The sequence below is a fragment of the Microbacterium sp. zg.B48 genome, from assembly GCF_024623505.1.
Taxonomy (GTDB): domain Bacteria; phylum Actinomycetota; class Actinomycetes; order Actinomycetales; family Microbacteriaceae; genus Microbacterium.
This window is the reverse complement of sequence record NZ_JANJFE010000009.1, coordinates 48208-69991: the sequence shown is the minus strand read 5'-3', so window position 1 is coordinate 69991 and position 21784 is coordinate 48208. Positions and strand designations below refer to the sequence as shown.

The 21784-nt window shown below is 71.0% G+C and carries 19 protein-coding genes; 15 read left to right on the top strand and 4 right to left on the bottom strand.

Features of this window, described 5'->3' with window-relative positions:
- Positions 1–13: 13 nt before the first annotated feature.
- Genes NQ152_RS07185 through NQ152_RS07170 form a run of 4 tightly spaced genes read right to left on the bottom strand, consistent with a single transcriptional unit; the run spans position 14 to position 5133 of the window.
- Positions 14–1681, bottom strand: a complete 1668-nt coding sequence (locus NQ152_RS07185) for a lipopolysaccharide biosynthesis protein (RefSeq protein ID WP_257523505.1) — start codon at positions 1679–1681, stop codon at positions 14–16.
- On the bottom strand, positions 1678–2526 hold the full coding sequence (locus NQ152_RS07180; RefSeq protein ID WP_257523504.1) for a glycosyltransferase family 2 protein: 849 nt from the start codon (positions 2524–2526) through the stop codon (positions 1678–1680). The genes NQ152_RS07185 and NQ152_RS07180 overlap by 4 nt, the downstream gene beginning before the upstream one ends.
- Positions 2523–4103, bottom strand: a complete 1581-nt coding sequence (locus NQ152_RS07175) for an O-antigen ligase family protein (RefSeq protein WP_257523503.1) — start codon at positions 4101–4103, stop codon at positions 2523–2525. Before NQ152_RS07175 ends, NQ152_RS07180 begins: the two co-directional genes overlap by 4 nt.
- A 7-nt stretch (positions 4104–4110) precedes the next feature.
- Positions 4111–5133 carry a hypothetical protein gene (locus NQ152_RS07170; RefSeq protein WP_257523502.1) on the bottom strand — a complete coding sequence of 341 codons (1023 nt, stop codon included), beginning with the start codon at positions 5131–5133 and terminating at the stop codon, positions 4111–4113.
- A gap of 257 nt (positions 5134–5390) precedes the next feature.
- On the opposite strand from NQ152_RS07170, the gene NQ152_RS07165 reads away from it, so the two are divergent.
- The 15 genes from NQ152_RS07165 (at position 5391) to NQ152_RS17250 (ending at position 21774) form a co-directional block, all read left to right on the top strand.
- On the top strand, positions 5391–6401 hold the full coding sequence (locus tag NQ152_RS07165; protein WP_257523501.1) for a glycosyltransferase: 1011 nt from the start codon (positions 5391–5393) through the stop codon (positions 6399–6401).
- Positions 6398–6946 (top strand): DapH/DapD/GlmU-related protein, encoded by a 549-nt coding sequence (locus NQ152_RS17060; protein WP_285178044.1) that lies wholly within the window; start codon positions 6398–6400, stop codon positions 6944–6946. Before NQ152_RS07165 ends, NQ152_RS17060 begins: the two co-directional genes overlap by 4 nt.
- A complete protein-coding gene (locus tag NQ152_RS07155) occupies positions 6939–7952 on the top strand; it encodes a glycosyltransferase family 2 protein (protein ID WP_257523500.1) in 1014 nt (337 codons plus the stop codon). The genes NQ152_RS17060 and NQ152_RS07155 overlap by 8 nt, the downstream gene beginning before the upstream one ends.
- On the top strand, positions 7949–9682 hold the full coding sequence (locus NQ152_RS07150) for an AMP-binding protein (RefSeq protein ID WP_257523499.1): 1734 nt from the start codon (positions 7949–7951) through the stop codon (positions 9680–9682). Before NQ152_RS07155 ends, NQ152_RS07150 begins: the two co-directional genes overlap by 4 nt.
- 20 nt (positions 9683–9702) lie before the next feature.
- Positions 9703–11412 (top strand): AMP-binding protein, encoded by a 1710-nt coding sequence (locus tag NQ152_RS07145; protein ID WP_257523498.1) that lies wholly within the window; start codon positions 9703–9705, stop codon positions 11410–11412.
- Between the two features lie 67 nt (positions 11413–11479).
- Positions 11480–11761, top strand: a complete 282-nt coding sequence (locus tag NQ152_RS07140; protein ID WP_257501532.1) for an acyl carrier protein — start codon at positions 11480–11482, stop codon at positions 11759–11761.
- 10 nt (positions 11762–11771) lie between these two features.
- Complete coding sequence (locus NQ152_RS07135; RefSeq protein WP_257523497.1) at positions 11772–12377, top strand: 4'-phosphopantetheinyl transferase superfamily protein; 606 nt, start codon at positions 11772–11774, stop codon at positions 12375–12377.
- Between the two features lie 7 nt (positions 12378–12384).
- Positions 12385–13725, top strand: a complete 1341-nt coding sequence (locus NQ152_RS07130) for a wax ester/triacylglycerol synthase family O-acyltransferase (RefSeq protein ID WP_257523496.1) — start codon at positions 12385–12387, stop codon at positions 13723–13725.
- Positions 13722–14708, top strand: coding sequence for a glycosyltransferase family 2 protein (locus tag NQ152_RS07125; protein WP_257523495.1), 987 nt, complete (start codon positions 13722–13724; stop codon positions 14706–14708). The genes NQ152_RS07130 and NQ152_RS07125 overlap by 4 nt, the downstream gene beginning before the upstream one ends.
- A gap of 119 nt (positions 14709–14827) precedes the next feature.
- Positions 14828–15643 carry a response regulator transcription factor gene (locus NQ152_RS07120; protein ID WP_257523494.1) on the top strand — a complete coding sequence of 272 codons (816 nt, stop codon included), beginning with the start codon at positions 14828–14830 and terminating at the stop codon, positions 15641–15643.
- A gap of 152 nt (positions 15644–15795) precedes the next feature.
- Positions 15796–16254 (top strand): response regulator, encoded by a 459-nt coding sequence (locus NQ152_RS07115; protein ID WP_308209117.1) that lies wholly within the window; start codon positions 15796–15798, stop codon positions 16252–16254.
- 2 nt (positions 16255–16256) lie between these two features.
- Positions 16257–17882, top strand: a complete 1626-nt coding sequence (locus NQ152_RS07110) for a PAS domain-containing sensor histidine kinase (RefSeq protein WP_257523493.1) — start codon at positions 16257–16259, stop codon at positions 17880–17882.
- On the top strand, positions 17879–19003 hold the full coding sequence (locus NQ152_RS07105) for a hypothetical protein (RefSeq protein WP_257523492.1): 1125 nt from the start codon (positions 17879–17881) through the stop codon (positions 19001–19003). The genes NQ152_RS07110 and NQ152_RS07105 overlap by 4 nt, the downstream gene beginning before the upstream one ends.
- Positions 19004–19047: 44 nt before the next feature.
- Positions 19048–20841, top strand: coding sequence for a DUF4012 domain-containing protein (locus tag NQ152_RS07100; RefSeq protein ID WP_257523491.1), 1794 nt, complete (start codon positions 19048–19050; stop codon positions 20839–20841).
- Between the two features lie 117 nt (positions 20842–20958).
- A complete protein-coding gene (locus tag NQ152_RS17250) occupies positions 20959–21774 on the top strand; it encodes a response regulator transcription factor (protein WP_257501524.1) in 816 nt (271 codons plus the stop codon).
- Positions 21775–21784: the final 10 nt, after the last annotated feature.

Below are 21784 nucleotides of genomic sequence, written 5' to 3'. Positions count from 1 at the left end.
TCGGCGATAGCGGTCAGCGCTGCGCGTTGCGCCGTTCGCGACGCGTCCTCGGCACAGCCGGCGCCGTCGGCTCTGCGGCCGGATCCGGCGCCTCGGCAACGGCGGCGTGCTCCTCGCGCACGAACCCCTCGTCCATCGCGGCCTCCGCGAAGGTCTCCGGCTCCGGCGGTGCGGTCAGCGGCGTCCCGTCCTGGCCGTCGATGCCCGCTTCGGCGGCGGCGGCCTTGGGGCCGCGCATCCGCTTGACGAAGTCCATCAGCTGAGCGATGTCGCGGCGATATCCGCGGAACAGCAACAGCGGCGCGATCAGGCACAGGGCAGCCACGCCGCCGACCAGGATCTCCAGGATCGCCAGACCGGTCGGCACCAGGCGCGAGATGAAGTACGACCCGCTGAAGGCCAGGATCGCCATCAGCGCAGGGCGCAGCAGCGGTCCGTAGATGTCGTGGCCCTTCACGAAGGTGCCGTGGATGGCCCACGCGAACCCGGGGACGAGCAGCAGCAGGGTCAGGGCGCCGTAGGTGATGACGAGGCCGTTGATGCCGCCCCACCAGATGCCGAAGAAATAGCCGGCGATGATGATGGGCCGCGCCACCAGGTCGTACGCGAACTGCCGGTGCGAACGGCCGAGCGAGATGTACAGCCACGTGCGCAGGCGACCGATCGCCTGACCGAACCCGGCGATGGCCAGCAGGCTGAACAGCGTGGCCGCGATCGACCAGTTCGGCCCCAGCAGCAGCAGCACCAGCGGCTGGGCGATTCCGGCGGCGACGGCGTAGGTGGGCAGCGTCAGGTAGCCCACCACGAGCGCCGCGCTGCGGATGTAGCGGCGGTACCGGTCCCCCTGATCGCGGAGCGCACTGAGCACCGGCAGCGCCACCCGGCCCAGCGGTCCGTTCATCTGCTGCAGGGGCAGCAGGAACAGCGCGTACGCGCGGGAGTACTGGCCGAGGACCGCCGGGCCCAGCTGGGCGCCGATGATCACGTTGTCGAGGTTCTTCTCCGCATAGCCGAGCAGCTCCGCGCCGAAGATGCTGCCGCCGGTGCCCACCAGAGACCAGGTCTCGCGCACGATCCGCGGAGGACCGAAGCGGGGTCGCACGATCGACCAGAGCACGACCAGGCGCACCACGAACTGGGCGCCGGCCATCGCGACCAGTGACCAGTAGCCCCAGCCCAGGAGCGCCGTGACCACCCCGGCCACGACGCCGAGGGCCATGGTGGACACATCCAGCGTGGCCAGGGTGCCGAAGCGCAGATCCTTGGTCGCGCGTGCCTGCAGCGGCATCACCAGGCCGCTCAAGAACACGCCGGGCGCCATCAGCAGCGTCACGGCCACCAGCCGGGGTTCGTTGAACAGCAGGGCGATCAGCGGTGCGCACAGCGCCACGACGATCGAGAGCAGGATGCCGATGAACGCCGACAGCCACAGCAGGCTCTGCCACACCCGCTCGCTGAGGTCCTTGGCCTGGATGATGGCGCCGGTCATCCCGAAGTCGCGGACCAGCTCGGCGATGCCCATCACCGCGCCCACCATGGCGATCAGGCCGAAGTCGGCGGGGGTGAGCAGCCGCGCCAGGATGATGGTGGAGCCCATCTGCAGCAGCGCGCGGCCCCACAGGCCGCCCATCGTCACCATGACGCCGCGCGCGGCCTTCTGCGCGAGGTTCGGGTGACTCATGGCATCGCCTGCCGTGCGGTCTCGTCGCGATTCCAGGCGATCTCGCGCTCGGCGCGCAGCAGCCGCGCGGCGCGCCGTCGCGTGATGGTGTGCACCGCGGTGTATCCCGCGAAACCCAGCCAGAGCTGCGGGCGTCGCCAGACGCGACGGGCGAGCGTGCGCGCACCGACGCGGGCGACCGGCGGCGCCATCTCGGGGTAGTGCAGGGCGAGCTGCTTGTTGCCGGCGGCGATGCGCGTGTTGCGCTTGACCAGCGCCGAGAGCGAGCCGGGGCTCGCCACGGAGAAGAAGACGTCGTCGGGCGTGTACCGCTCCGGCGGGGTGAACAGGCGCTGCACGAACAGGTCGTCGGCGATCACCGGCGGAAAATCCGCGAACCGGGCACGCCCGTCACTGCTGAGCATGTAGATGCCCGAGCCGATGTGTCCGGTGGCGCGGTAGTCGGTCAGCTCCCAGACCGCGTAGTGCTGCCGCACCCACCAGGAGGACGACGGCTGCACGGTCATCCGCGGCGCCGCCACCAGCGCGTTCTGCGCGCGCAGCCCGTCCGCCAGGGAAAGCAGATCCGAGCCGGTCACCGAGACGTCGGCGTCGACGTAGACGACCGGATAGACCCGGATCAGGTCGTGTGCGGCGTTGAGGGCGGCGATCTTGGATGCTTCGGGGATCTCCAGCACCCGGATCGGACCGCCGACCTCGCGGGCGCGCTGAGCGGTGCGATCCGTGCAGCCGTTGGCGATGACGATCACTTCGAGCGCGTCCGCGGCATCCAGCAGCCGGCGCAGCGTTGCGGCGATCAGGGCCTCTTCGTTGTGTGCGGGAATCACCACCGTCAGCTGGGTCATCGAGGTGCCACCGCCCCGGGTGCGTCGCGTTCTGCCGTCACCGGATCGGATTCCGGGTCCGGCCAGCTGTCGGCGCCGTCGGTCATCGCCCACGCCGCGATGCCGAGCAGCACGCTGAGCATCAGGAGCGTCTGCATGAAGGCGAACGCGTCGTAGAAGAACATGGCCGTGGCGTACCCGACCGCGGAGGTGGCGATCGCCAGCGCCAGGTAGGCACGGGCGGCCGGCACGCCGCGGCGGAACGCGAAGCGGGTGAGCACGAAGATCGGCCACACCAGCAGCACGACCAGCCCGAGAACCCCCAGCACGCCGGATTCCAGCAGCGAACCCAGCCACTGGTTGTCCAGGATGTCGGCGTTGGCGTCATCGCCGACCACCACGCGGCTGCCCAGGCCGGTGCCGGCCAGGGGCGAGTAGCTGAACTCGGCGAACGCCTGCGGCAGATCCGCCAGCCGGCCCTGACCGGGCAGTCCCACCGCGGCCATCTGCGAGGCGATCAGCCCCTGTACGTCCAGCAGCGACAGCACCATCGATTCGAACAGCGCCGGCAGCACCATGGCGACCAGCACCACCATGGGCACCGCGATCAGGGCGAGCAGACCCGCCAACTTCGGACGCACCAGCAGGATGAACAGGTACATCGCGCCCAGGGTGACCACGCCCGTGCGCGACACCGCCGACAGCATCCCGAGGATCATGACGCCGATCGCGGCCGCGTAGAACAGCTTGCGCGTGAACGCGAACCGCGGCCACGGGCTGAACTTCATCAGGTAGATCGCCAGCGGGATGATCATGCAGAACAGCACCGCGAGGGCGATCGGATGCTGGGACGACGCGTACGCGCGCGCCCCGCCGGCGCGCAGGGACTCGCCCTCGTCGCGCAGCAGGATCAGCGGCAGGAAGGTGTTCAGCTCCAGGAAGATGTTGCGCCGGGTCAGCCGCTCGAAGAACGCGAAGAACCCGACGACCGCGCCGCCCAGGACGATCACGTTGAGCAGGATCATCGTGATCTTCTCGGTGGAGAGCATCTGGCGCACCAGCACGATCGTGGACAGCAGGAACGCCAGCTGGAAGACGTTGGCGAAACCACCCCCGATCAACCCGGTCTCGGTCAGGGTCACCGCGTTGACCATCAGCGACGCGAACGCCGTCCACAACGCGATCGCGATCGGCCAGCCCCATACCACCGGCTTCCAGTCGCGGGTGCCGCGCAGGAACACGGTCACCGCGAGCGCGATCAGCAGTGCGGCGATCACCACGCGATACGGCTCCAGGGCGAATCCGACCTGGATCGGAAGCGCGTAGCGGCGGATCGGGACGAACAGGATGACCGCGGTCAGGACGAACAGCATGGTCGTCCAGTTGAAGACGACGCGGCGGAAGACGTACAGGCCTCCGGCCACCAGCAGCACGCCGCCGACGAGCAACGGCTCGAGGAACAGCACCGCCAGCAGCACCACGACCCCCGCGACCACGGCGATCACGATCGACAAGGGCGCGCGCGGCAGGCCGGACGCCCGCACGGTGCGGGTCGGCGCCGTGCCCCGCGGTGGCTCTGCGGTCTTCACATCGACCATGGGAGGCCTACGCGTGCGTGGGCTGGGGCGATCCGGAGTCGGTGCCGTGCTCGGGAGCGTTCGGGTCGGTGACGACGGCGATCCCCTCCGTCCGCATCCGGCGGCGCATGGGCTGGGGCGCATCCGACGCACCGGCCTCGGCCGTGGCCTCGTCCGCGCCGGCAGCGCCAGACATCACCGGCACGGCCTCGTCGTCGCGCGTCTGGGCATCGGCGGTGGACTCGTCCAGGTCGTCGGGGGCGTCGTCCTCGTCCTCGCCATCGGTCCGGTCGTCACCGGCGACCTCGCGGCGGCGGCGGCGGTCGCGGACGGCCTCGACGATCAGCGCGAGGGCGATGAAGAAGATCATCACGCCGACGGCGACCACGATCACCGGGATGGCCGGGTTGCTGCCCTCGCCGGAGTCGGCGACCGGAGCGTTGAGCACGTCCAGCGTCAGGCGGATCTCCTCGGAGACGCCCCACTCGCGCTGCTGTGCGCGGATCAGATCGGCGAAGACCTCGGTGGCCTCGTTGGCGATGAGCTCCGCGCGGGCGGCCGAGGTGGAGGTGCCCACGATGTCGATCAGGGGCAGCGAGAGGCGTCCGCCGAATCGCTCATCGCCGGCCGGCTGGGTCGTGCGGCGCGCCGCGGTGATCCCATCGCCGTCCTCGAACTCGCCGACGCGGTCCGCCACCGCCTGGGCGACCTCGTCGGACGAGGCGATGTACGCCAGGATGATGGCCGAGTCGGCCAGGTCCAGCGGAGTGGCGTCCTCGACGATCAGCTCCTGCGTCGGAGTGGTCCCGTCCGCGTTCGGCTGCGGCAGCGCCTGCGCGGTCCCCGGGATCTCGACCTGGAAGAAGTTCGGCTGCGGCGAGGCCAGCAGCACGGTCGACGACGCGGTATAGGTCTTCTGCACGCGCGTCGTGATGGCGCCGTCGTGAATCGTCAACCCCGCGAGGAGTCCGGCGATGATCGCCACCACGAACCCGACGATCAGCAGAACCTTCTGCCGCAGCAGGCGCTCCAAATACTTCGGCTTCTCCATACAGCACTCTCCCCCAGCTATTTCTCGGGACAGAGCGCACCCCGCGCGCCGTCACCGGTGCGACGCAATGGCGGGCCGCCACCCAACACTTCCATTGACATGTTTCGTCCGTGTGAACGGACGTGAACAGCATGTCCCGGATCGTGCCCCAGACTTGCATGAGCGACGGCAATTGGCAATTCTGGGGGGGCCGAGCACACCCGCCGCAGGGCGATCTACTGGGAGATCGCGATCTGCGGGGCAATGGGGAGGGGGAAGTGACGGTGACTGACGCATGCCTGGAAACGGGCGCAGAGGCACGGGGCGACGTTTCGCATGCCCCGGCTGCACCGGCCACCGCGACCGTTGCGGTGTGCACGCGGGACCGGCCTGACCTGCTGACCGCCGCGCTGACGGCGCTTCAGGCGGCGCTGCCCACCGACACCCGCATCCTGGTGGTGGACTCCGGCTCCCGCTCCCCCGACACCTCGCGCGTGGCGCGCAGCGCGAACGTCGACTACGTCAGATCCGACGTCCCAGGGCTGTCGATCGCGCGCAACCTCGCCCTGGCCTCCAGCCTCAGCGACTGCGTCGTCTTCACCGACGATGACTGCATCGTCGAGCCGGGATTCCTCGCACCCCTGCTGGCGCCTTTCGCCTCGGCGGCGGTCGGCGCCACGACCGGCACCCTGCGCGATGCCACGGCCGGCGGGCGTGCGCCGGTGGGCGTGCCGCCGCAGACCCTGCGGCGCACGCGGGACGGATTGGATGCCGGACACGGCGCGCTGATGGCCTTCCGCCGCGAGACGCTGCAGGGCCTGGGCGGCTTCGACCCGCTCCTGGGCGCGGGGCGGCGGTTCGGCGGCGCCGAGGACATGGACGCGTTGTGCCGTGTGCTGCACGCCGGGTTCGAGGTCGTGCGCGTGCCGGACGCCGTCGTCACCCACGTCTACACCCGTTCAGACGAGGACTACCTGCGCCTGAACGACAGCTACGGTCTGGGCATCGGCGCCATGTGCGCCAAGTGGCTGCGCACGCACCGCACCGCCGGCGCGACGCTCACCGGGCTGGTGCTGCGCCGCGGCCTCAGCCGGTACGTGCGCCGCTTCGGCAGCGCGCGCACGCGCCGCGGGCAGAGCCGCTACCTCCGGGCCGTCGCGCGCGGACTGATCGAGGCACGCCGCATCCCGCTGCAGGGCCGGGTCTTCGCGGACCTCACACCACCACAGAGCGTGCCGGCGGCGCAGGACGCTTCCGACGGCGCCACGACGGAACGGGCCACCGGATGAGCGGCAAGCTTCAGGGGATCGTGCGCTCGCTCGTGGACCCCCGCACCTACGCGCAGGCGTTCCGCCTGCTGCACTTCGCCTCGTACTCGCACGTCCAGCCGGTCCGGCGGCTCACGCGGGGCGCGAACGTGAGCTTCGCCCCGAACGTGTCGTTCCGAAACGGCGAGCGCATCACGATCGGCGCCGGCACCCACATCGGCGAGCACAGCATCGTCTGGGCCGGCAATTCCACCGGCCGCATCACCTTCGGCGAGAAATGCCTGCTCGCCCCGCACGTCACGATCACCGCATCCAACTACGGCACCGCGCCCGGCGAATTCATCATGGACCAGCCCAAGATCGAAGCGGACATCACCATCGGCCGCGACGTGTGGCTGGGCGCGAACACCGTCGTCCTGGCCGGCGTGACCATCGGCGACGGCGCGGTCGTCGCGGCCGGCGCCGTGGTCACCAAGGACGTGGAGGCCGGAGCGATCGTCGGCGGGGTCCCGGCCAGACGCATCGGCTGGCGCGGCGGCATCGCGCCCGAAACGGCGGGTGCCTGACGTGACCCACGCCTACGACCTCTCCACGGTCATCGTGAACTACAACACGCCCGCCGACACCGCCGAGTCCGTCCGCTCCCTTCTGGCCACGACCCAGGCGCGCGTGCAGGTCATCCTCGTGGACAACGGCTCTTCGGACGGCAGCGCCGAGACGCTGCGCGAGCAGTTCCCGGAGATCACCGTGATCGACGCCGGTGCGAACCTCGGCTTCGCCGCCGGGGTCAACCTCGGCGCCCGCAGTGCGCAGTCGCCCTGGGTGCTGCTGCTGAACCCCGACGTGGTCGTCCTGCCCGGCGCCATCGACGCGCTGCTCGCGTTCGCGACCGCGCATCCCGAGCACGGCCTCTACGGCGGCCGCACGCTGCGGCCCGACGGCACGACCGATCCCAGCTCCTGCTGGGGAGCGATGTCGCTGTGGTCGCTGACCTGCTTCGCCACCGGCCTGAGCACGCTGCTGCGCCGCTCGGTGCTGTTCGATCCGGAATCGCTGGGACGCTGGGAGCGTGACACGGTCCGCGAGGTGCCCGTCATCACCGGGTGCCTGCTGCTGATCTCTCTGGCGAACTGGGAACGGCTCGGCGGCATGGACGAGCGCTTCTTCCTCTACGGCGAGGACGCCGATTTCTCGGCCCGCGCGCGCGCCGAGGGACTGCGCCCCGTCATCGTCCCGGACGCGGCGATCATCCACGCGGTCGGCGGGTCGACCGCCTCCAGCGGACGCAAGATGAGCATGGTGATGGCCGGCAAGGCCACCGTGCTGCGCACCACGTGGCACCCCGCCGCTGCCCGGGTCGGCATCGCGCTCCTGCAGGCCGGGACCGCCCTGCGAGCGCTGCCCGGACTGCTGCGCCGTCGCGAGGGCATGTGGACCGGGGTGTGGCGTTCGCGACGAGACTGGCGCGCCGGCTACCCCGCCGCCAAGACCACCCTGTTCGGCTTCGCTCCAGATCCGCACGACCCGCACCCGGGCACCCACCATCTGCACGCCGAAGGAGCACACCGATGAACACCGTCCCCACCACCGCCGTCGACGGGCTGCGCATCAGCGCGCGCGACCTCGGCAACGAGCACGGCATCCTGTACTACAGCACGCCGGAAACGACCTCCTACCGCGGCTACGCCGACCTGGATGAGCGGGCGCGCCGCCTCGGGCACGCTCTGGTGCAGCGCGGGCACGGGATCGGCGACACCGTCGTCCTCGGCGTCAGCGACGCGCTCACCGTGGCGGACACCGCATTCGGCGCGATGTACGCCGGCCTCGCGTTCGTCCCGGCCCCCGTCTCCGGCCCTGCCGTCGCCGCCGGTCTGGTCCCCACCCTGGCGCGCATCTCGGCAGCGGCCGAAGCATCCCTGTTGCTGGTCGACGCGGCCGTTCGCGACCGTTTGGGTGATGACATCGCCCTGTTCGGGATGCCGGTGCTCGTGCTCGAGGAACTCCTCGGCGAGGGCGACCCGGACGCGTGGACGCCGCCGCCGATCGACGGCGACACGATCGCCTACCTGCTGTTCACCTCGGGCTCGACCGGAGACCCCAAGGGGGTCATCACCACCCACCGCGGCGTCGTGGAGACCTCACGCGCGTGCGTGCCTCTGTTCGGGCTGGACCGGGACGCGACCTTGGTCGGCTGGGCGCCCATGCACCACATCATGGGGCTGGCCACGCAGGCGCTGTTCCCCGCGATCAACGGCGCGAAGGCCGTCGCCTGCGCGACGGAACTGTTCCAGCGCCGCCCGATCTTCTGGCTGCAGCTGATCAGCAAGCACCGCGGCACCAGCAGCGCCGCGGGCAACTTCGCCTTCGCCCTGTGCACGCAGCTGGCCACCGACGAGCAGATCGCCGAGCTGGACCTGCGCAGCCTGAAGACACTGTTCACCGCGAGCGAGCCGGTGCGGCCCGAGACCGTCCGCGCCTTCGTGAAGCGCTTCGGCCCCACCGGGATCACCGAGGACGCGATCGCGCCGCTGATGGGCATGACCGAGGCGATGCTCATCTCCGGAAAGTCCGTCACCGACGCCCTCACCATCCGACGTTTCGACGCCGCCGCACTCGAATCCGGCCGACTGGTGCCCTCCGCGGGCGCAGGGTCCGTCGAGTGGGTCTCCTGCGGGCGCTGGACCGACCGCACCAGCGTCGTCATCGTCGATCCCGACACCCTGATGCCTGTGGCAGAGGGCGTCGTGGGGGAGATCTGGGTGTCCTCGCCCATGGTCTCGCCCGGCTACTTCCGCCGCCCGGACGCGACCGCAGAGACCTTCGGACGCACCCTGCCCGGCGATGACCGGTCCTACATGCGCACCGGCGACCTGGCCGCGATCGTCGACGGCGAGCTGTACGTCACCGGTCGCCTCAAGGAGATGCTCATCATCCGCGGCCGCAACCTGTATCCGCAGGACATCGAGGCCGCCGCACGGGCACTCTCGCCGGCGGTCGGCATCGGCGCCGTCTTCGAACTCGCCGGTCACCCCTCCGCGGTCGGGTTGGCGTTCGAGGCGTCCGCCGAAGCGCTCGCCGAGGCGGGAGAGACGGCGGACTCCCTGGCCGAACTGGTCCGACAGCGGCTCGTCCCCGGCGTCTCGCTCCCCTCACTGGCCGTGGCGGTGGTCGCCGAGGGCACCCTCCCCCGCACCCCCACCGGCAAAGTGCGCCGTCAGCCGACCCGCGCACAACTCGAATCGGGCGCCCTCGCGACATTGCATGCGAGCGGCTTCAAGCCGATCGCCACCCCCACGCTCTGAGAGAGACGGATATCCTTCCCATGCCCCAGCCCACCACCCTCGTCGAGAGCCTGCAGGCCACCGCCGACACGCACGGCAACGACCGCGGACTCCGCTTCTACGACGCGCCGGAGTCCTCCGCTGTGCGCGGCTGGGGCGACCTGGACGTACGGGCTCGCACCATCGCGGCGGCGCTGTCGGCCGAGGGTTTCGGAGCGGACGACACCGCCGTCATCGCCCTGGAACCGGGCCTGCTGTGGGCGGATGCCGCATACGGCGTCCTCTACGCCGGGCTCGGCTTCGCACCCATGCCGGTCGCCGGCCCCGCTCTGGCCGCCCGGATCGCCGCCCTCGCGCAGGCCGCGGCCGCCACCGTGCTGGTCGCCGACCAGTCCGTGGTCGACCTGCTCGGCGAAGAAGTCCACACGCTCGGCATCCGGGTGCTCACGGTCGAGGAGCTCGTCGAAACCGGCGACCCGCAGTCGTGGATCGCTCCGGCCGTCACCGCGGACTCGACCGCGATCCTGATGTTCACGTCCGGTTCCACCGGCGACCCCAAGGGCGTCATCGCCACGCATGGCAGCCTGCTGGCCACGGCGCGCGCGTGCGCGGAATCGCTGAGCATGGGCTCCGAGTCGACCGCGGTGGGCTGGTCTCCGCTGCACCACGCGATGGGCCTGCTGCTGCAGGTGATCACACCGGCCAGCACCGGCGGGCAGTCCGTGGTCACCGCGACCGCGCAGTTCCAGAAGCGTCCGATGCTCTGGCTGCAGCTGATGAGCACGCACCGCGCGACGGTCAGCTTCGCCGGCAACTTCGCCTTCGCCCTGTGCACGCAGCTGGCCACCGACGAGCAGATCGCCCAGCTGGACCTCTCCAGCCTCGAGGTGCTGCTGTCCGGGAGCGAGCCGGTCCGCATCGACACGGTCAACGCGTTCCTGGAGCGCTTCGCCGCCACCGGGCTCTCCGCCACCACGGTCGCCCCCGCGATGGGGATGACCGAGGCGATGCTGATCTCAGTCAAGCCCGCGGGCGAACCCTTCGTCGCCCTCGAGGTCGACGCCGAGCAGTTCGAATCCGGCACCCTGGTGCCGGCCCTCGAGGGCCGCACCGTGCAGATCGTCTCCTGCGGCCGGGCGATCCCGAGCACCGATCTGGCCATCGTCGACCCGGAGACCCTCTGCGCGGCCCCGGAGGGGACGATCGGCGAGCTGTGGATCTCTTCTCCTTCGGTCTCGCCCGGATACTTCCGCCGACCCGACGCGACGGCCGAGACCTTCGGGCATCGCCTCGCCGGCGACGAGCGGGACTACCTGCGCTCGGGCGACCTGGCCGCGGTTCTGGACGGCGAGCTGTTCGTCACCGGCCGGCTCAAAGAGGTCATCATCCTGCGCGGACGCAACATCTACCCCCAGGACATCGAAGCCGCCGTCGCCGCACTGTCGCCGTCGCTGGGGATCGCCGCGGCCTTCGAGCTGGACGGCGCCCGCGCCGGGGTCGGCGTGGTGATCGAAGTGGACGAGGAGACGATGGCGGAGGCGGGCGAGACCCTGAAGGGCCTCGGCATCCTGGCCCACGAGAAGGTCACCTCGCACTTCTCGGTACCGGCGGTCTCGGTGACGCTCACCACCGTGGGCAGCCTGCCCCGCACCGCCACCGGCAAGGTGCGCCGCAAGCCCACGCGCACGCTCCTGGAAAGCGGCGGGCTCCCGATCCGTCACTGCGCCGGATCCCCCGTTCCCACCCGCTGACCCGAGACCGACGCACACCGATATCGACGCACACCGATATCGACGCACACAAGGAGAGCCGACGCCCATGTCAGAACACCTCACTCCCGCCCAGACCGCCCAGGCACCGCAGTCGGATGTGGCCGCGTGGCTCATCGACCGCATCCGCTTCTACGACCAGGTGGATGCCGCGGAGGTCACCCTCGAGGCGCCCGTGGCCGAGCTCGGGCTGGACTCGATCTACGTGATGACCCTCTGCGGTGACATCGAGGACACGTACGACATCGCGATCGATCCGACCTTCTTCGCGGAGTTCGGCACGCTGGGCGAGGTCGCCGACGCGCTCACCGCTCGTGTCGCCGCAGCGTGAGAAGACCCGCATGAGCACCCTGACGCACGCCGGCACGCGCCTGCCGAACGTCTCCGGCACGACCCGGATCGGCGACACCGATGTGGTGTGGCGCCTGGGATCCGCCGGCCAGGTGCGGCGCGCCTCCGTCTCGGGCGTCGCCCATGCCTGGGCGGAGGAACTGGTCAGCGACCACGGGCTGTTCCCCTGGCGCGGCCTGGCCCAGGCTCATCAGTGGGCCAAACCGCGACCGGTCGGCGCTCCGGCGGCGGACGTGAGCATCTCCCACAGCGGCGGCATGATCCTCGTGGCCGCGTGCCTGGGCGCGTGCGTGGGCGCCGACATCGAAGCGGCGCCCTTCAACGCGTTCACCTCCGCGAGCCTGCTCCGGCGCATGTGCACCCCCGCCGAGGCAGCGTACGCGGCCGGATTGCCCGATGACGAGCGGCGCAGCTACCTCGCACGGGTCTGGACCGCGAAAGAGGCCATCGTCAAAGCCGACGGCGCGGGCCTGGCGCTGGATTTCCGCACGCTGACCGTCCAGGTGGATGCCGGCATCCCCCCTGCGCCCTTCGAAGCGCACATCGCCGTGCTGGCCGACCGCACGCCGCCCGCGATCGAACGACTGACCATCTAGGAACCCGATGACCGCGCTTCGCACGCCCACCGCCGCACCCGGCACCCCGCCGACGAGCACCCGGCGCCGCGCGGTGCACGCCGAGTTCATGCAGATCTGGGAGGAGGGGTACGTCTCCAACCACATCTCCTTCGAGAACATGCACGTCCCGGGGCTGTTCATCATCGACGGCGCCCCGCTGCGGCGCGAGGACGGCACGCTGGACCGCGCGAAGATCCTCGCCTACATCGACGCCACCATGGCCAGTCACGCCGACTTCCGCATCCGGCTGCAGCGCTCCGCGCTCGGGCTCACGCCGCCGGCCTGGGTTCCGGACGAGGACTTCGACCTGGCCCGCCACGTGCTCTTCACCGAGGACACCGCCGACGCGGCGACCGCCGACCTGCGCCGGCTGTCCGGCGCGTACGACGGGCTGATGTCGCTGACGCACCCGCTCTGGCGCACGCGCGTCACCGAGCTCAGCGACGGCACCGTCGCCCTCGGCACCGTCATGCACCACGCCAGCCTGGACGGGCTCTCGGGCATGAAGACCTTCTCGGCGATCTGCCAGAAGACCGCCGACCAGCCCCTGCCTACCCCCGTCGACCCGTGGTCGGGAGTGCGCGCCGCGACGGCGTGGGAGCTGCCGCTGCTGGCACTGCGGCAGTGGTGGCAGCGCCAGCCGTCGGCCGCCGCCGCCTGGCGGTCCTACCGGTCCAAGCCGTTCCTGCGGCGGGTGCGGCGCGTCGCGGCGCGCGTCCTGCTGCCGGTGCGCTTCGGCAGAGGCGGTGAGGCCGCGCGCGCGCGCCTGCTCCCCCCGATCCACTCCGCCTATCGCCGGATGGATGCCGGTCTCGTCGGTCGCCGAGCCCGCGAGCTGGGCGGCAGCCTGAGCGACCTGCAGGTCGCCGCGATCATCGGCGCGTGGCGCGGTCCGCAGCGCATCGTCCGGCTCCGCTTCCCGGTCTCGTACCACTCCACGGATGCGCCGAACGTGCGCAATCACGTGCGCGACATGGAGGTCGCCGGCGATGCGGATGCCCCGCTCACCGAGACGATCGTGCGGGTGAACGAGCAGGTCGCCGCGCGCGAGAGCGCGTTGGACGGAGCACCGGTGGAGGGCTATCCGATCGGATACAGCACCCTGCTGCCGTGGGTCTCGCGCCCGCGGTACTTCTGCGGCGGAGAGGTCCGCGCGCTGATCCCCTTCCCCGCCAGCCTCGGCACCGACCAGCTCGCCGCCGCCGGCATCATGTACAACGGCTCGCTGTTCATCGGTGCCAACATGCCGGCCGCGCACGACGTGGAGGCCACCGTGGGGCGGATGTTCGAGCTGATGACCGGCGCGCCCGACCCCGGTCGTCCGTGACCGCCCCGCCGGGCGCGCCCACGATCTCCGTCGTCATCCCCTCCTATCAGCGCCTGGAGCGGATCCCCGCGCTGGTCAGCGCCTACCTCGAGCAGGGCGCCGACCAGGTCGTGGTCGTGCTGGACGGACCGCACCCGCAGTGGGTGGAGCACCTGTCCGCGACCGCAGCAGACGAACGGGTCCTGGTCACGGAGCTGCCACAGAACGTCGGTCTCGCGCTGGCGCGGATCGCGGGCCTGCGGGTCGCCACCGGCGAGATCGTCCTGGCGGTCGATGACGATGTGGTGCCGCTCGAGGGCTTCGTCACCCGGCACCGGGAGTTCCACGGCTCCGGCGGCGACCGCGTGCTGATGGGCTACATGCCGGTCGCGGTGCCGCCGCGTCGCGGACGCGATGACGCGCCGACATTCGTCTACGCGCGGGACTACGAGAAGCAGGCCGCCGCGTGGCGCAGCGGAGACTCCGCCACGATCCTCGGCTCGCTGTGGGGCGGCACCCTGAGCATCCCACGTGGTCTCTACGCGCGTGCCGAGGAGCTGAAGCCGTCGGTGCGCATCGAATACAACGAGGACCTCGATCTCGGCCTGCGCCTGCAGCGACTCGGGGCGACGGCATCCTTCGATCAGCATGCACAGGCGGCGCACCATCATCAGCGCGGGTGGGAGTCCTACCTGCGCGAGTGCACACTGCGCGGCGCGGCGATCGCCGACCTGGAGGCACGGTGGGGAACCCGCCCGGCGCAGCTGACTCCGATGATCGTGATCCCGCCCGGGTACAGCCGTCCGCTCGGCTGGGTGCAGCGGCGGATCGCCGGCCGCGACCGGGCCGGTCTGCTGGAGCACGCCCTCACCCTCGCCTACCGCGCCGCCGGCGCGGCCGGGCGCTGGAGCATCCAGGACGGGATCACGCGGATGGTGCGCCGCGCGCTCGCGATGCGCGGCTACCGGCTCGCGGGTGAGCAGCGCGACGCCGAGGGTCGCTGAAGGACAGCGCCCGCGGGGCGCCGCATCATATCCGCGCGTCGGCAAAAGGGTCGGAACCGCTCATCGGGACGTAGGCTGACGCTGAGGAAAAGTCCATCCAGGTGCGGAGGGGTACGGCCATGAGCGCTTCGCCCGCCGCGTCGAGCCCGCACGGCGATGACGCCGCGGGCATGCTGCACTCGCGGACCGCGAAGACGGCCGTCGTCATCGAGGACGATCCCATCGTCCGGGAGCTCCTGCTCGAGGTGTTCGAGTCCGCGGGTTTCGCCGCCATCGGCACCGACAACGGGGGCGACGGCGTCGCACTCGTGGCGGAGCACCGTCCCCAGGTCACCACCGTCGATGTCAGCATGCCCGGAATCGACGGGTTCGAGACGGTCCGACGGGTACGGGCTCTCAGCGACACGTTCATCCTGCTCGTCACGGCCAGCACCGACGAGTCCGACGTCGTCCTCGGCCTGAGCATCGGCGCGGACGACTACGTCACCAAGCCCTTCCGGCCGCGGGAATTCCGCGCGCGGGTGGAGGCGATGCTGCGCCGGCCCCGCCTGGTGGATCGCAGCGAGCAGACCGCGTCGTCTGTCAGCGCGGCAGAACTGCTCGCGCACGTCCTGAACCATCGCGATCTGTCCCTGGACACCAGCACGCGCGTGGTCTGCCGCGGAGACCGCGAACTCCTGCTGACGCGCACCGAGTTCGATCTGCTGCAGACGCTGCTGGAATCCGAGCGCCGGCCGCGCTCGAAGGAGGATCTCGCGCGCGTCGCCCGAGGCGACCACCACGGCGCGGAGTACGTCACCGACCTTGACAAGCGCGCCATCGAGGTGCACATCACGAACCTGCGTCGCAAGCTGGGCGACTCGGTCACGCAGCCCAACTACATCGAGACCGTGCGCGGGATCGGCTACCGCCTCACCGAGCCCGCGCAGGTGTGACGCTTCGGATCGGTCGCGTCGCCGTCGGGGCGCGCTGACTTCGGCTCCTCCCTCGGTTGTATGCCATGATGCTGAACAAGCCGATCTCCGGGTCATCCGGTCTGCAGCATGTGGACCGGGGCGCGGCAGTGAACACTTGGCGGAGGACGCTTGTGGTTGACCAGATCGCGACACCCGCCACCGCGGTCGTCATCGAAGACGACCCGCAGGTGCAGACGCTGCTCGTCGAAGTACTCGAGTCGGCCGGCTTCACCGTCGTGGCCGTCGACAACGGCGAAGACGGCGTGCTCGCCGTGCGCACGCATCACCCCATGATCACGACGGTCGATGTCAATCTCCCGGGGATCGACGGCTTCGAGACCGTGCGGCGCATCCGCGATCACAGCGACACCTTCGTGATGATCGCCTCGGCGCTCGCCGACGAAGCGGACGCGGTGCTGGGACTGTCCGCCGGCGCGGACGACTACATCACCAAACCCTTCCGGGTGCGCGAGCTGCGCGCCCGGATCGAAGCGGTCATGCGTCGGGCGCGCAGCACTCAGGCCGGCTCCGGCGGCCTGGCCGGTGTCGACAACCGGACCACGGCCGAGTCCCCGCAGCAGGCGAGCTGAGCGTGCGGGCGCCCGGACTCCCGCGCTCCGACGCCCGCACGAGATCGATCTGGCTGTGGCAGGTCGCCCTCGCCGCCAGCGTCGTCCTGGTCACCATCGTCGTCGTGGCGGTGCCGTCGATCATGTTCGCCGACACCGCCTACTGGGCGGGGGTGCTGCTGATCGTCGCCACCACGATCGCCGCGCTCTTCACGCCGTGGACCCGGATCGGCACGCGATGGGTCGTGCTGGTCCCGTTCATGGACATCGTCGGCATCGGCCTCTTGGCGCTGAACTCCGAGCTGCGCCTGGGCTACCTCTGGGTGTTCCCGATCGCGTGGATCGCGACCTTCTACCGGCTGAAATGGCTGATCGGCGCACTGGCGGCAGTGACCGCGCTGCTGATCCTGGACAGCGTGGCCACCGCCGGAGGCCCGCTCAACACTCTGCGCCTGGTCATCGTGCTGCTGTGCCTGTCGTTCATCGGGATGACCTTCCACGTCGCCGCGCAGCAGACCGGGGCCTTCCGCCGCCTGCTGAGTCGACAGGCATCCCGGCTGGGACTTGCGCTGGAGCGGGTGGAGATGCAGCGGCAACGCGCCACCGAGACCCTCGACGGGCTGGACATCGCGGTCGCCCGGATCAGCGACCACGGCGAGATGGTCGCCGCCAACCGCGCCTACGCCGAGTTGTACGGCCTCGACCCCGACGACCTCACTCGGCCGGGCAGAGCGGTCGAATACACCACGCTGCGCGGCGAGCCGCTCGACGCCGAGTCGCGACCGCTCGCGCGTGCGGCGCGCGGGGAGCGGATCGACGAGGAACGGGTGTGGCTGTTCGACGTGGAGGGACGCTGGCGTGCGCTGGATGTCAGCACGCGCGCCCTCTCCGGCGCGAACGACGAGGGCCCCAGCACCCTGCTCGTGCTGCGCGACATGACCGCGCTGCTCGAAGCCAAGCGAGAGCGGGAGAGTCTCGCCTTGACCGTCTCGCACGAGCTGCGCAATCCGATCACTGCGGTGCTCGGCCACACCGACCTGCTGCTGGAGCGCACCGACCTTCCGGCCGACGCCAGACGCAACCTCGCCGAGATCGAAGCGGCGAGCGAGCGGGTCCTGCGACTGGCCTCGACGGTGCTGCAGAAGCGGCCCGGCGCCCAGGAACGCGCAGATGCGCACGCGGAGTTCGACGCGGCGGCGGTGGTCGAAGCCTCCGTGACCTCGTTCCGGCCCACAGCGACCGCGCGCGGGGTCGAGCTGAGCGCACCGGACACGAACCCCCTGCCCCTCGTCGGCGACGCGTTCCGCCTGCGGCAGGCGATCGACAATGTCGTCGGCAATGCCGTCAAATACACGCCGGCATCCGGAACCGTACTGGTGCGCACCTCCCGCAGCGCGGACGCGGTCCGCATCGAAGTCGCCGACACCGGCGTCGGCATGTCTCGGGAGGATGTGGACACCATGTTCGAGCCCTACCACCGGTCGGCGACCGCCCGGGCCAGCAGCGTCCCCGGCACCGGCCTCGGCATGGGCATCGCCCGGCAGATCGTCGAAGCGCACAGCGGCACGATCTCCGTGCAGAGCGGCCTGGGCCGAGGGACGACGGTGGCGATCAGCATCCCGCTGCCGGGCAGGGCGGCGGAGCTGTGATCGGCATCACGCACGTCGCGCTGACGACCCTGTGCACACTGCTGATGGTCGGACTGGGCTTCCTGGCGCGCCCGGGCAAAGCCACGGCGCTGTGGTCGACCGCCTTCATCGCGGCGATGCTCACCGCCTACGGCACCGTCATCGCCGCCGAGCTGGGCTCCGAAATGCTCGGGCTCGCCGCGTTCGGGATGATGCTGTCGGCACCCGCGTTCATCTGGGCGGGGCTGCGCGCCGATCGCGGCGTCGGCTCCCGGTGGTGGACCGGCGTTCTGGTCGCCGTCTGCTCCACGCTCGCGCTCGGCATCAGCGCCGGGCAGCCGAGCTACCCGGCCGTGTTCTGCATCGCCTACGCGGCGGCTGCCGTGTTCGCCGCCCTGACGATCACCGAGCTCCTGCGTCGACCCGAGAAGGGGCGCGGGGTGACCGTGCCACTCCTGGTCATGTCGGTGGTCTACCTCGTGGTCGCCGCCCTGCGTCTGGCATCGATCACCGTGGCCCCCGGACTCGGCGACCTTGCGATCCTGCGCGAGGCCAACCTGCTCGGCATGCTCGTCTACCTCGTCTGCGCCATCGTCACACTCCTCTTCCTGGCGCGCGAGGACAGCATCCATTCCCAGACCGGCGTCTGGTTCACTTCCGCGGGATTCTCCGACATCGCAGCGCAGCGACTCCAGCGCGCCGAACGCGCCCGGGAGGGCGAGTGGGTGCTCGTGGAAGCACGTCTGGACGATGCGGAAGACCTGCGTACCGCTGCCGGGACCACGACCTTCCGCGAGTTCGCGCGGTGGTTCGAAGAGCGGGTGCGCTCATCCTTCCCGGCCGACGCGGACGTGGCGGCCCTCGCCGACGACCGGGTGGTGGTCCTGATCGCACGCCCGACCGAGACCGTGCGACAGCTCATCCGGCGACTGCTCGAGGCGCGGGATGCCGCGGACATCGCGCAGGACCTCGCCGTGAACCTGTCCGCGAGCGTCGGGTGGGCGACGGTGAGCGACTTCGGCTACGACCTCGAGGTCTTGCAGCACGCCGCGAGCACTGCCGCCCAGCGCGCCGTCGCCACGGGAGGCGATCGCGCCGAGCGAGCCGTCCCGGCAGCCGCCGCCCTCGACGCTCCGGGCTAGCGGCCGTCGCGGGCGCGCCGCGAGCGCCGCCTAGGCTGTATCGGGTGACCGCCTCCCCCACACCCCGCCTCCCGCGCGCCGCTCGCCTGGGGGTGCCGATCGCGCTCGGCGTGCTGCTGGTGGCAGCGGTGGTCATGATGGGCTGGGTCGGCGTGCGGGGCGCACTGGCATACGGCCACCTCACCGACGCGCAGGGCACCGCCCGCGCGATCACCGCGCAGGCCGGTGACCCCACCGCCGCCGCCGCGCAGATCCCGGTGCTGGCCGAGGACACCGCGGCCGCGCATGCGCTCACCTCCGACCCGGTGTGGCGGATCGCCGAAGGGCTGCCGTGGCTCGGACCGCAGCTGCGCGCGGTCTCGACTGTTGCGGCATCCGTCGACGACGTCGCCCAGAACGCCCTGACCCCCCTCACCGAGGTCGCCGGCACGTTCTCGGTCGACGCGCTCCGCCCCGCCGGCGGCGCCGTGGACCTGTCCAGTTTCGTGGCGATCCAGGACGCCGCGCAGACGGCGAACGACGGGCTCACGCGCGCCGCGGCATCCGTCGAGGAGATCGACCGCACACCGCTCGTCGCACCGCTGCGCGAGGCCGTCGACGAGGTCGCGGATCTGTTCGCCCGGACCCGTGTCGCCACCGACGCGGTCACCCGCGCAGCGACCCTCCTGCCGCCGATGCTGGGCGCGGACGGAGCGCGCAACTACCTCGTGGTGTTCCAGAACAACGCGGAATGGCGCTCGCTCGGCGGAATCGTCGGGGCGATGGCGATGGTGCACACCGACGGCGGTGCCATGAGTCTGGCCGCGCAAGGCTCATCCGGCGACTTCCCCCGCTACCCCGAAACCGTCCTGCCCCTGGGCGATGAGGTGACCGCGATCTACGGCGCGCTGCCCGGACGGTTCATCCAGAACGTCACCCAGGTGCCGGAGTTCTCGATCACCGCGCAGCTTGCGCGCGAGATGTGGGCGCGCGAGTTCGGCACTCAGGTCGACGGGGTGATCTCGCTCGACCCGGTCGCGCTGTCCTACCTGCTGACCGCCACCGGGCCGGTGACACTGCCCACCGGCGATGTGCTCACCACGGACAACGCGGTGCCGCTGCTGCTGAACGAGGTCTACCAGCGCTACCCGCGCCCCGCCGACCAGGACGCGTTCTTCGCGGCCGCCGCGGCGAGCGTCTTCGACGCGCTCGCGCAGGGCAGTGCCGACCCGGCGGCGCTCGTCGGTGCGCTGGCGCAGGCCGGCGACGAGCGGCGGCTGCTGCTGTGGAGCGCGCACGAGGAGGAGCAGCGACTGATCGGCGACACCACCCTCGCCGGCGGCCTGCCCACCACCGACCGCGAGGCCAGCCGCTTCGGCATGTTCCTCAACGACGGCACCGGCTCGAAGATGGACTACTACGTCACGGCCGACACGCAGCTGGCCTGGGACTCGTGCACCATCGGCGGCGGTGATCTCGCCACCGGCGAGGCCACCCTGTCTGTCACCGTCACCAACAACGCGCCCGCGGATGCCGCCACCTCCCTGCCCGCGTACATCACCGGTGGGGGTGGGTTCGGGGTCCCCCCCGGCATCGCCCGGACCATCGGCTACCTGTACCTGCCCACCGGTTTCGACCTGATCGAGTCGACCATCACCGGCGACGGCGGGTTCGGCGGCGGGTTCCACGACGGCCGCCGGGTGCTGAGGTTCGCCGTCGACCTGGCTCCGGGACAGACCGCGACCGCCACCGCGACGGTGCGCTCGGCCGAGCCGGGGGCGCCGGTCCTCGAGCTGATCTCCACGCCGCGTGTGCAGGCGCAGGGCGGAGACGTTGCCGCCCGGTGCGGGGATGCCTAGACTACCGAGAAGGGCATCGTCGCTGCGTCTCGCGAGCTGCGGGTGCCCCTTTTTCAGGTTGCCTGCGCCGCTCGCCGACCCCGCCCACCTCACTGACCCGTTCGAAGCGAGAACACTGTGACTGAAGAGCGCCAACAGACCGCGGTCATCATCGAGGACGATCCCGAGATCCGCGAGCTGGTCGTCGAGGTCTTCGAATCGGCCGGACTGCGCACCATCGCCGTGGACAACGGCATCGACGGCGTCGAGGCGGTGCGAACGCATGACCCCTCGGTGACGACGCTCGATATCAACATGAACGGAATCGACGGCCTGGAGACGGCGCGCCGCATCCGCAGCATCAGCACCACCTTCATCATCATGCTCTCCGGCCTGGGCGAAGAGACCGACATCGTCCTGGGCCTGGGCGCCGGCGCCGACGAGTACGTCGTGAAGCCATTCCGGCCGCGCGAACTGCGCGCGCGGATCGAGGCCGCCCTGCGCCGGCCCCGGATCGAGAGCGCCGCGCTGCGCCCACCGGCACCCGACGCGCACCTGAACCCGCCGCAGTCGGTCACGCCCGAGCCGTTGTCGCAGTCCCCCGCCACGAGCTCGTTCCCGGGCGAGGCCGACCTCTGGGTCGCCCACCGCGACCTCCGACTGAACGCCGCCACCCGCACCGCGCTCATCGCCGACGCCGAGGTCGAGCTGACCCGGACGGAGTTCGATCTGCTCGTCACCCTGATCGAATCGAAGCGGCGGGTGCGCAGCAAGTCCGATCTGACCCTCGTGCTGCGCGGCGAAGAGGCTGCCACGTCCTACTACGTCGGAGAAGCGGACAAGCGGGCGGTCGAAGCGCACATGGCCAATCTCCGCCGCAAGCTCGGCGACAACGCCGCCGACCCTCGCTACATCGAGACGGTGCGCGGCGTCGGGTACCGGCTGACGCCGTAATCGGCCCTCC

Excerpts from the sequence above, each read along its gene's own strand:
- NQ152_RS07185 (WP_257523505.1), bottom strand. The coding sequence starts at position 1,681 with ATGAGTCACCCGAACCTCGCGCAGAAGGCCGCGCGCGGCGTCATGGTG.
- NQ152_RS07180 (WP_257523504.1), bottom strand. The coding sequence starts at position 2,526 with ATGACCCAGCTGACGGTGGTGATTCCCGCACACAACGAAGAGGCCCTG.
- NQ152_RS07175 (WP_257523503.1), bottom strand. The coding sequence starts at position 4,103 with ATGGTCGATGTGAAGACCGCAGAGCCACCGCGGGGCACGGCGCCGACC.
- NQ152_RS07170 (WP_257523502.1), bottom strand. The coding sequence starts at position 5,133 with ATGGAGAAGCCGAAGTATTTGGAGCGCCTGCTGCGGCAGAAGGTTCTG.
- NQ152_RS17060 (WP_285178044.1), top strand. The coding sequence starts at position 6,398 with ATGAGCGGCAAGCTTCAGGGGATCGTGCGCTCGCTCGTGGACCCCCGC.
- NQ152_RS07150 (WP_257523499.1), top strand. The coding sequence starts at position 7,949 with ATGAACACCGTCCCCACCACCGCCGTCGACGGGCTGCGCATCAGCGCG.
- NQ152_RS07145 (WP_257523498.1), top strand. The coding sequence starts at position 9,703 with ATGCCCCAGCCCACCACCCTCGTCGAGAGCCTGCAGGCCACCGCCGAC.
- NQ152_RS07140 (WP_257501532.1), top strand. The coding sequence starts at position 11,480 with ATGTCAGAACACCTCACTCCCGCCCAGACCGCCCAGGCACCGCAGTCG.
- NQ152_RS07135 (WP_257523497.1), top strand. The coding sequence starts at position 11,772 with ATGAGCACCCTGACGCACGCCGGCACGCGCCTGCCGAACGTCTCCGGC.
- NQ152_RS07130 (WP_257523496.1), top strand. The coding sequence starts at position 12,385 with ATGACCGCGCTTCGCACGCCCACCGCCGCACCCGGCACCCCGCCGACG.
- NQ152_RS07120 (WP_257523494.1), top strand. The coding sequence starts at position 14,828 with ATGAGCGCTTCGCCCGCCGCGTCGAGCCCGCACGGCGATGACGCCGCG.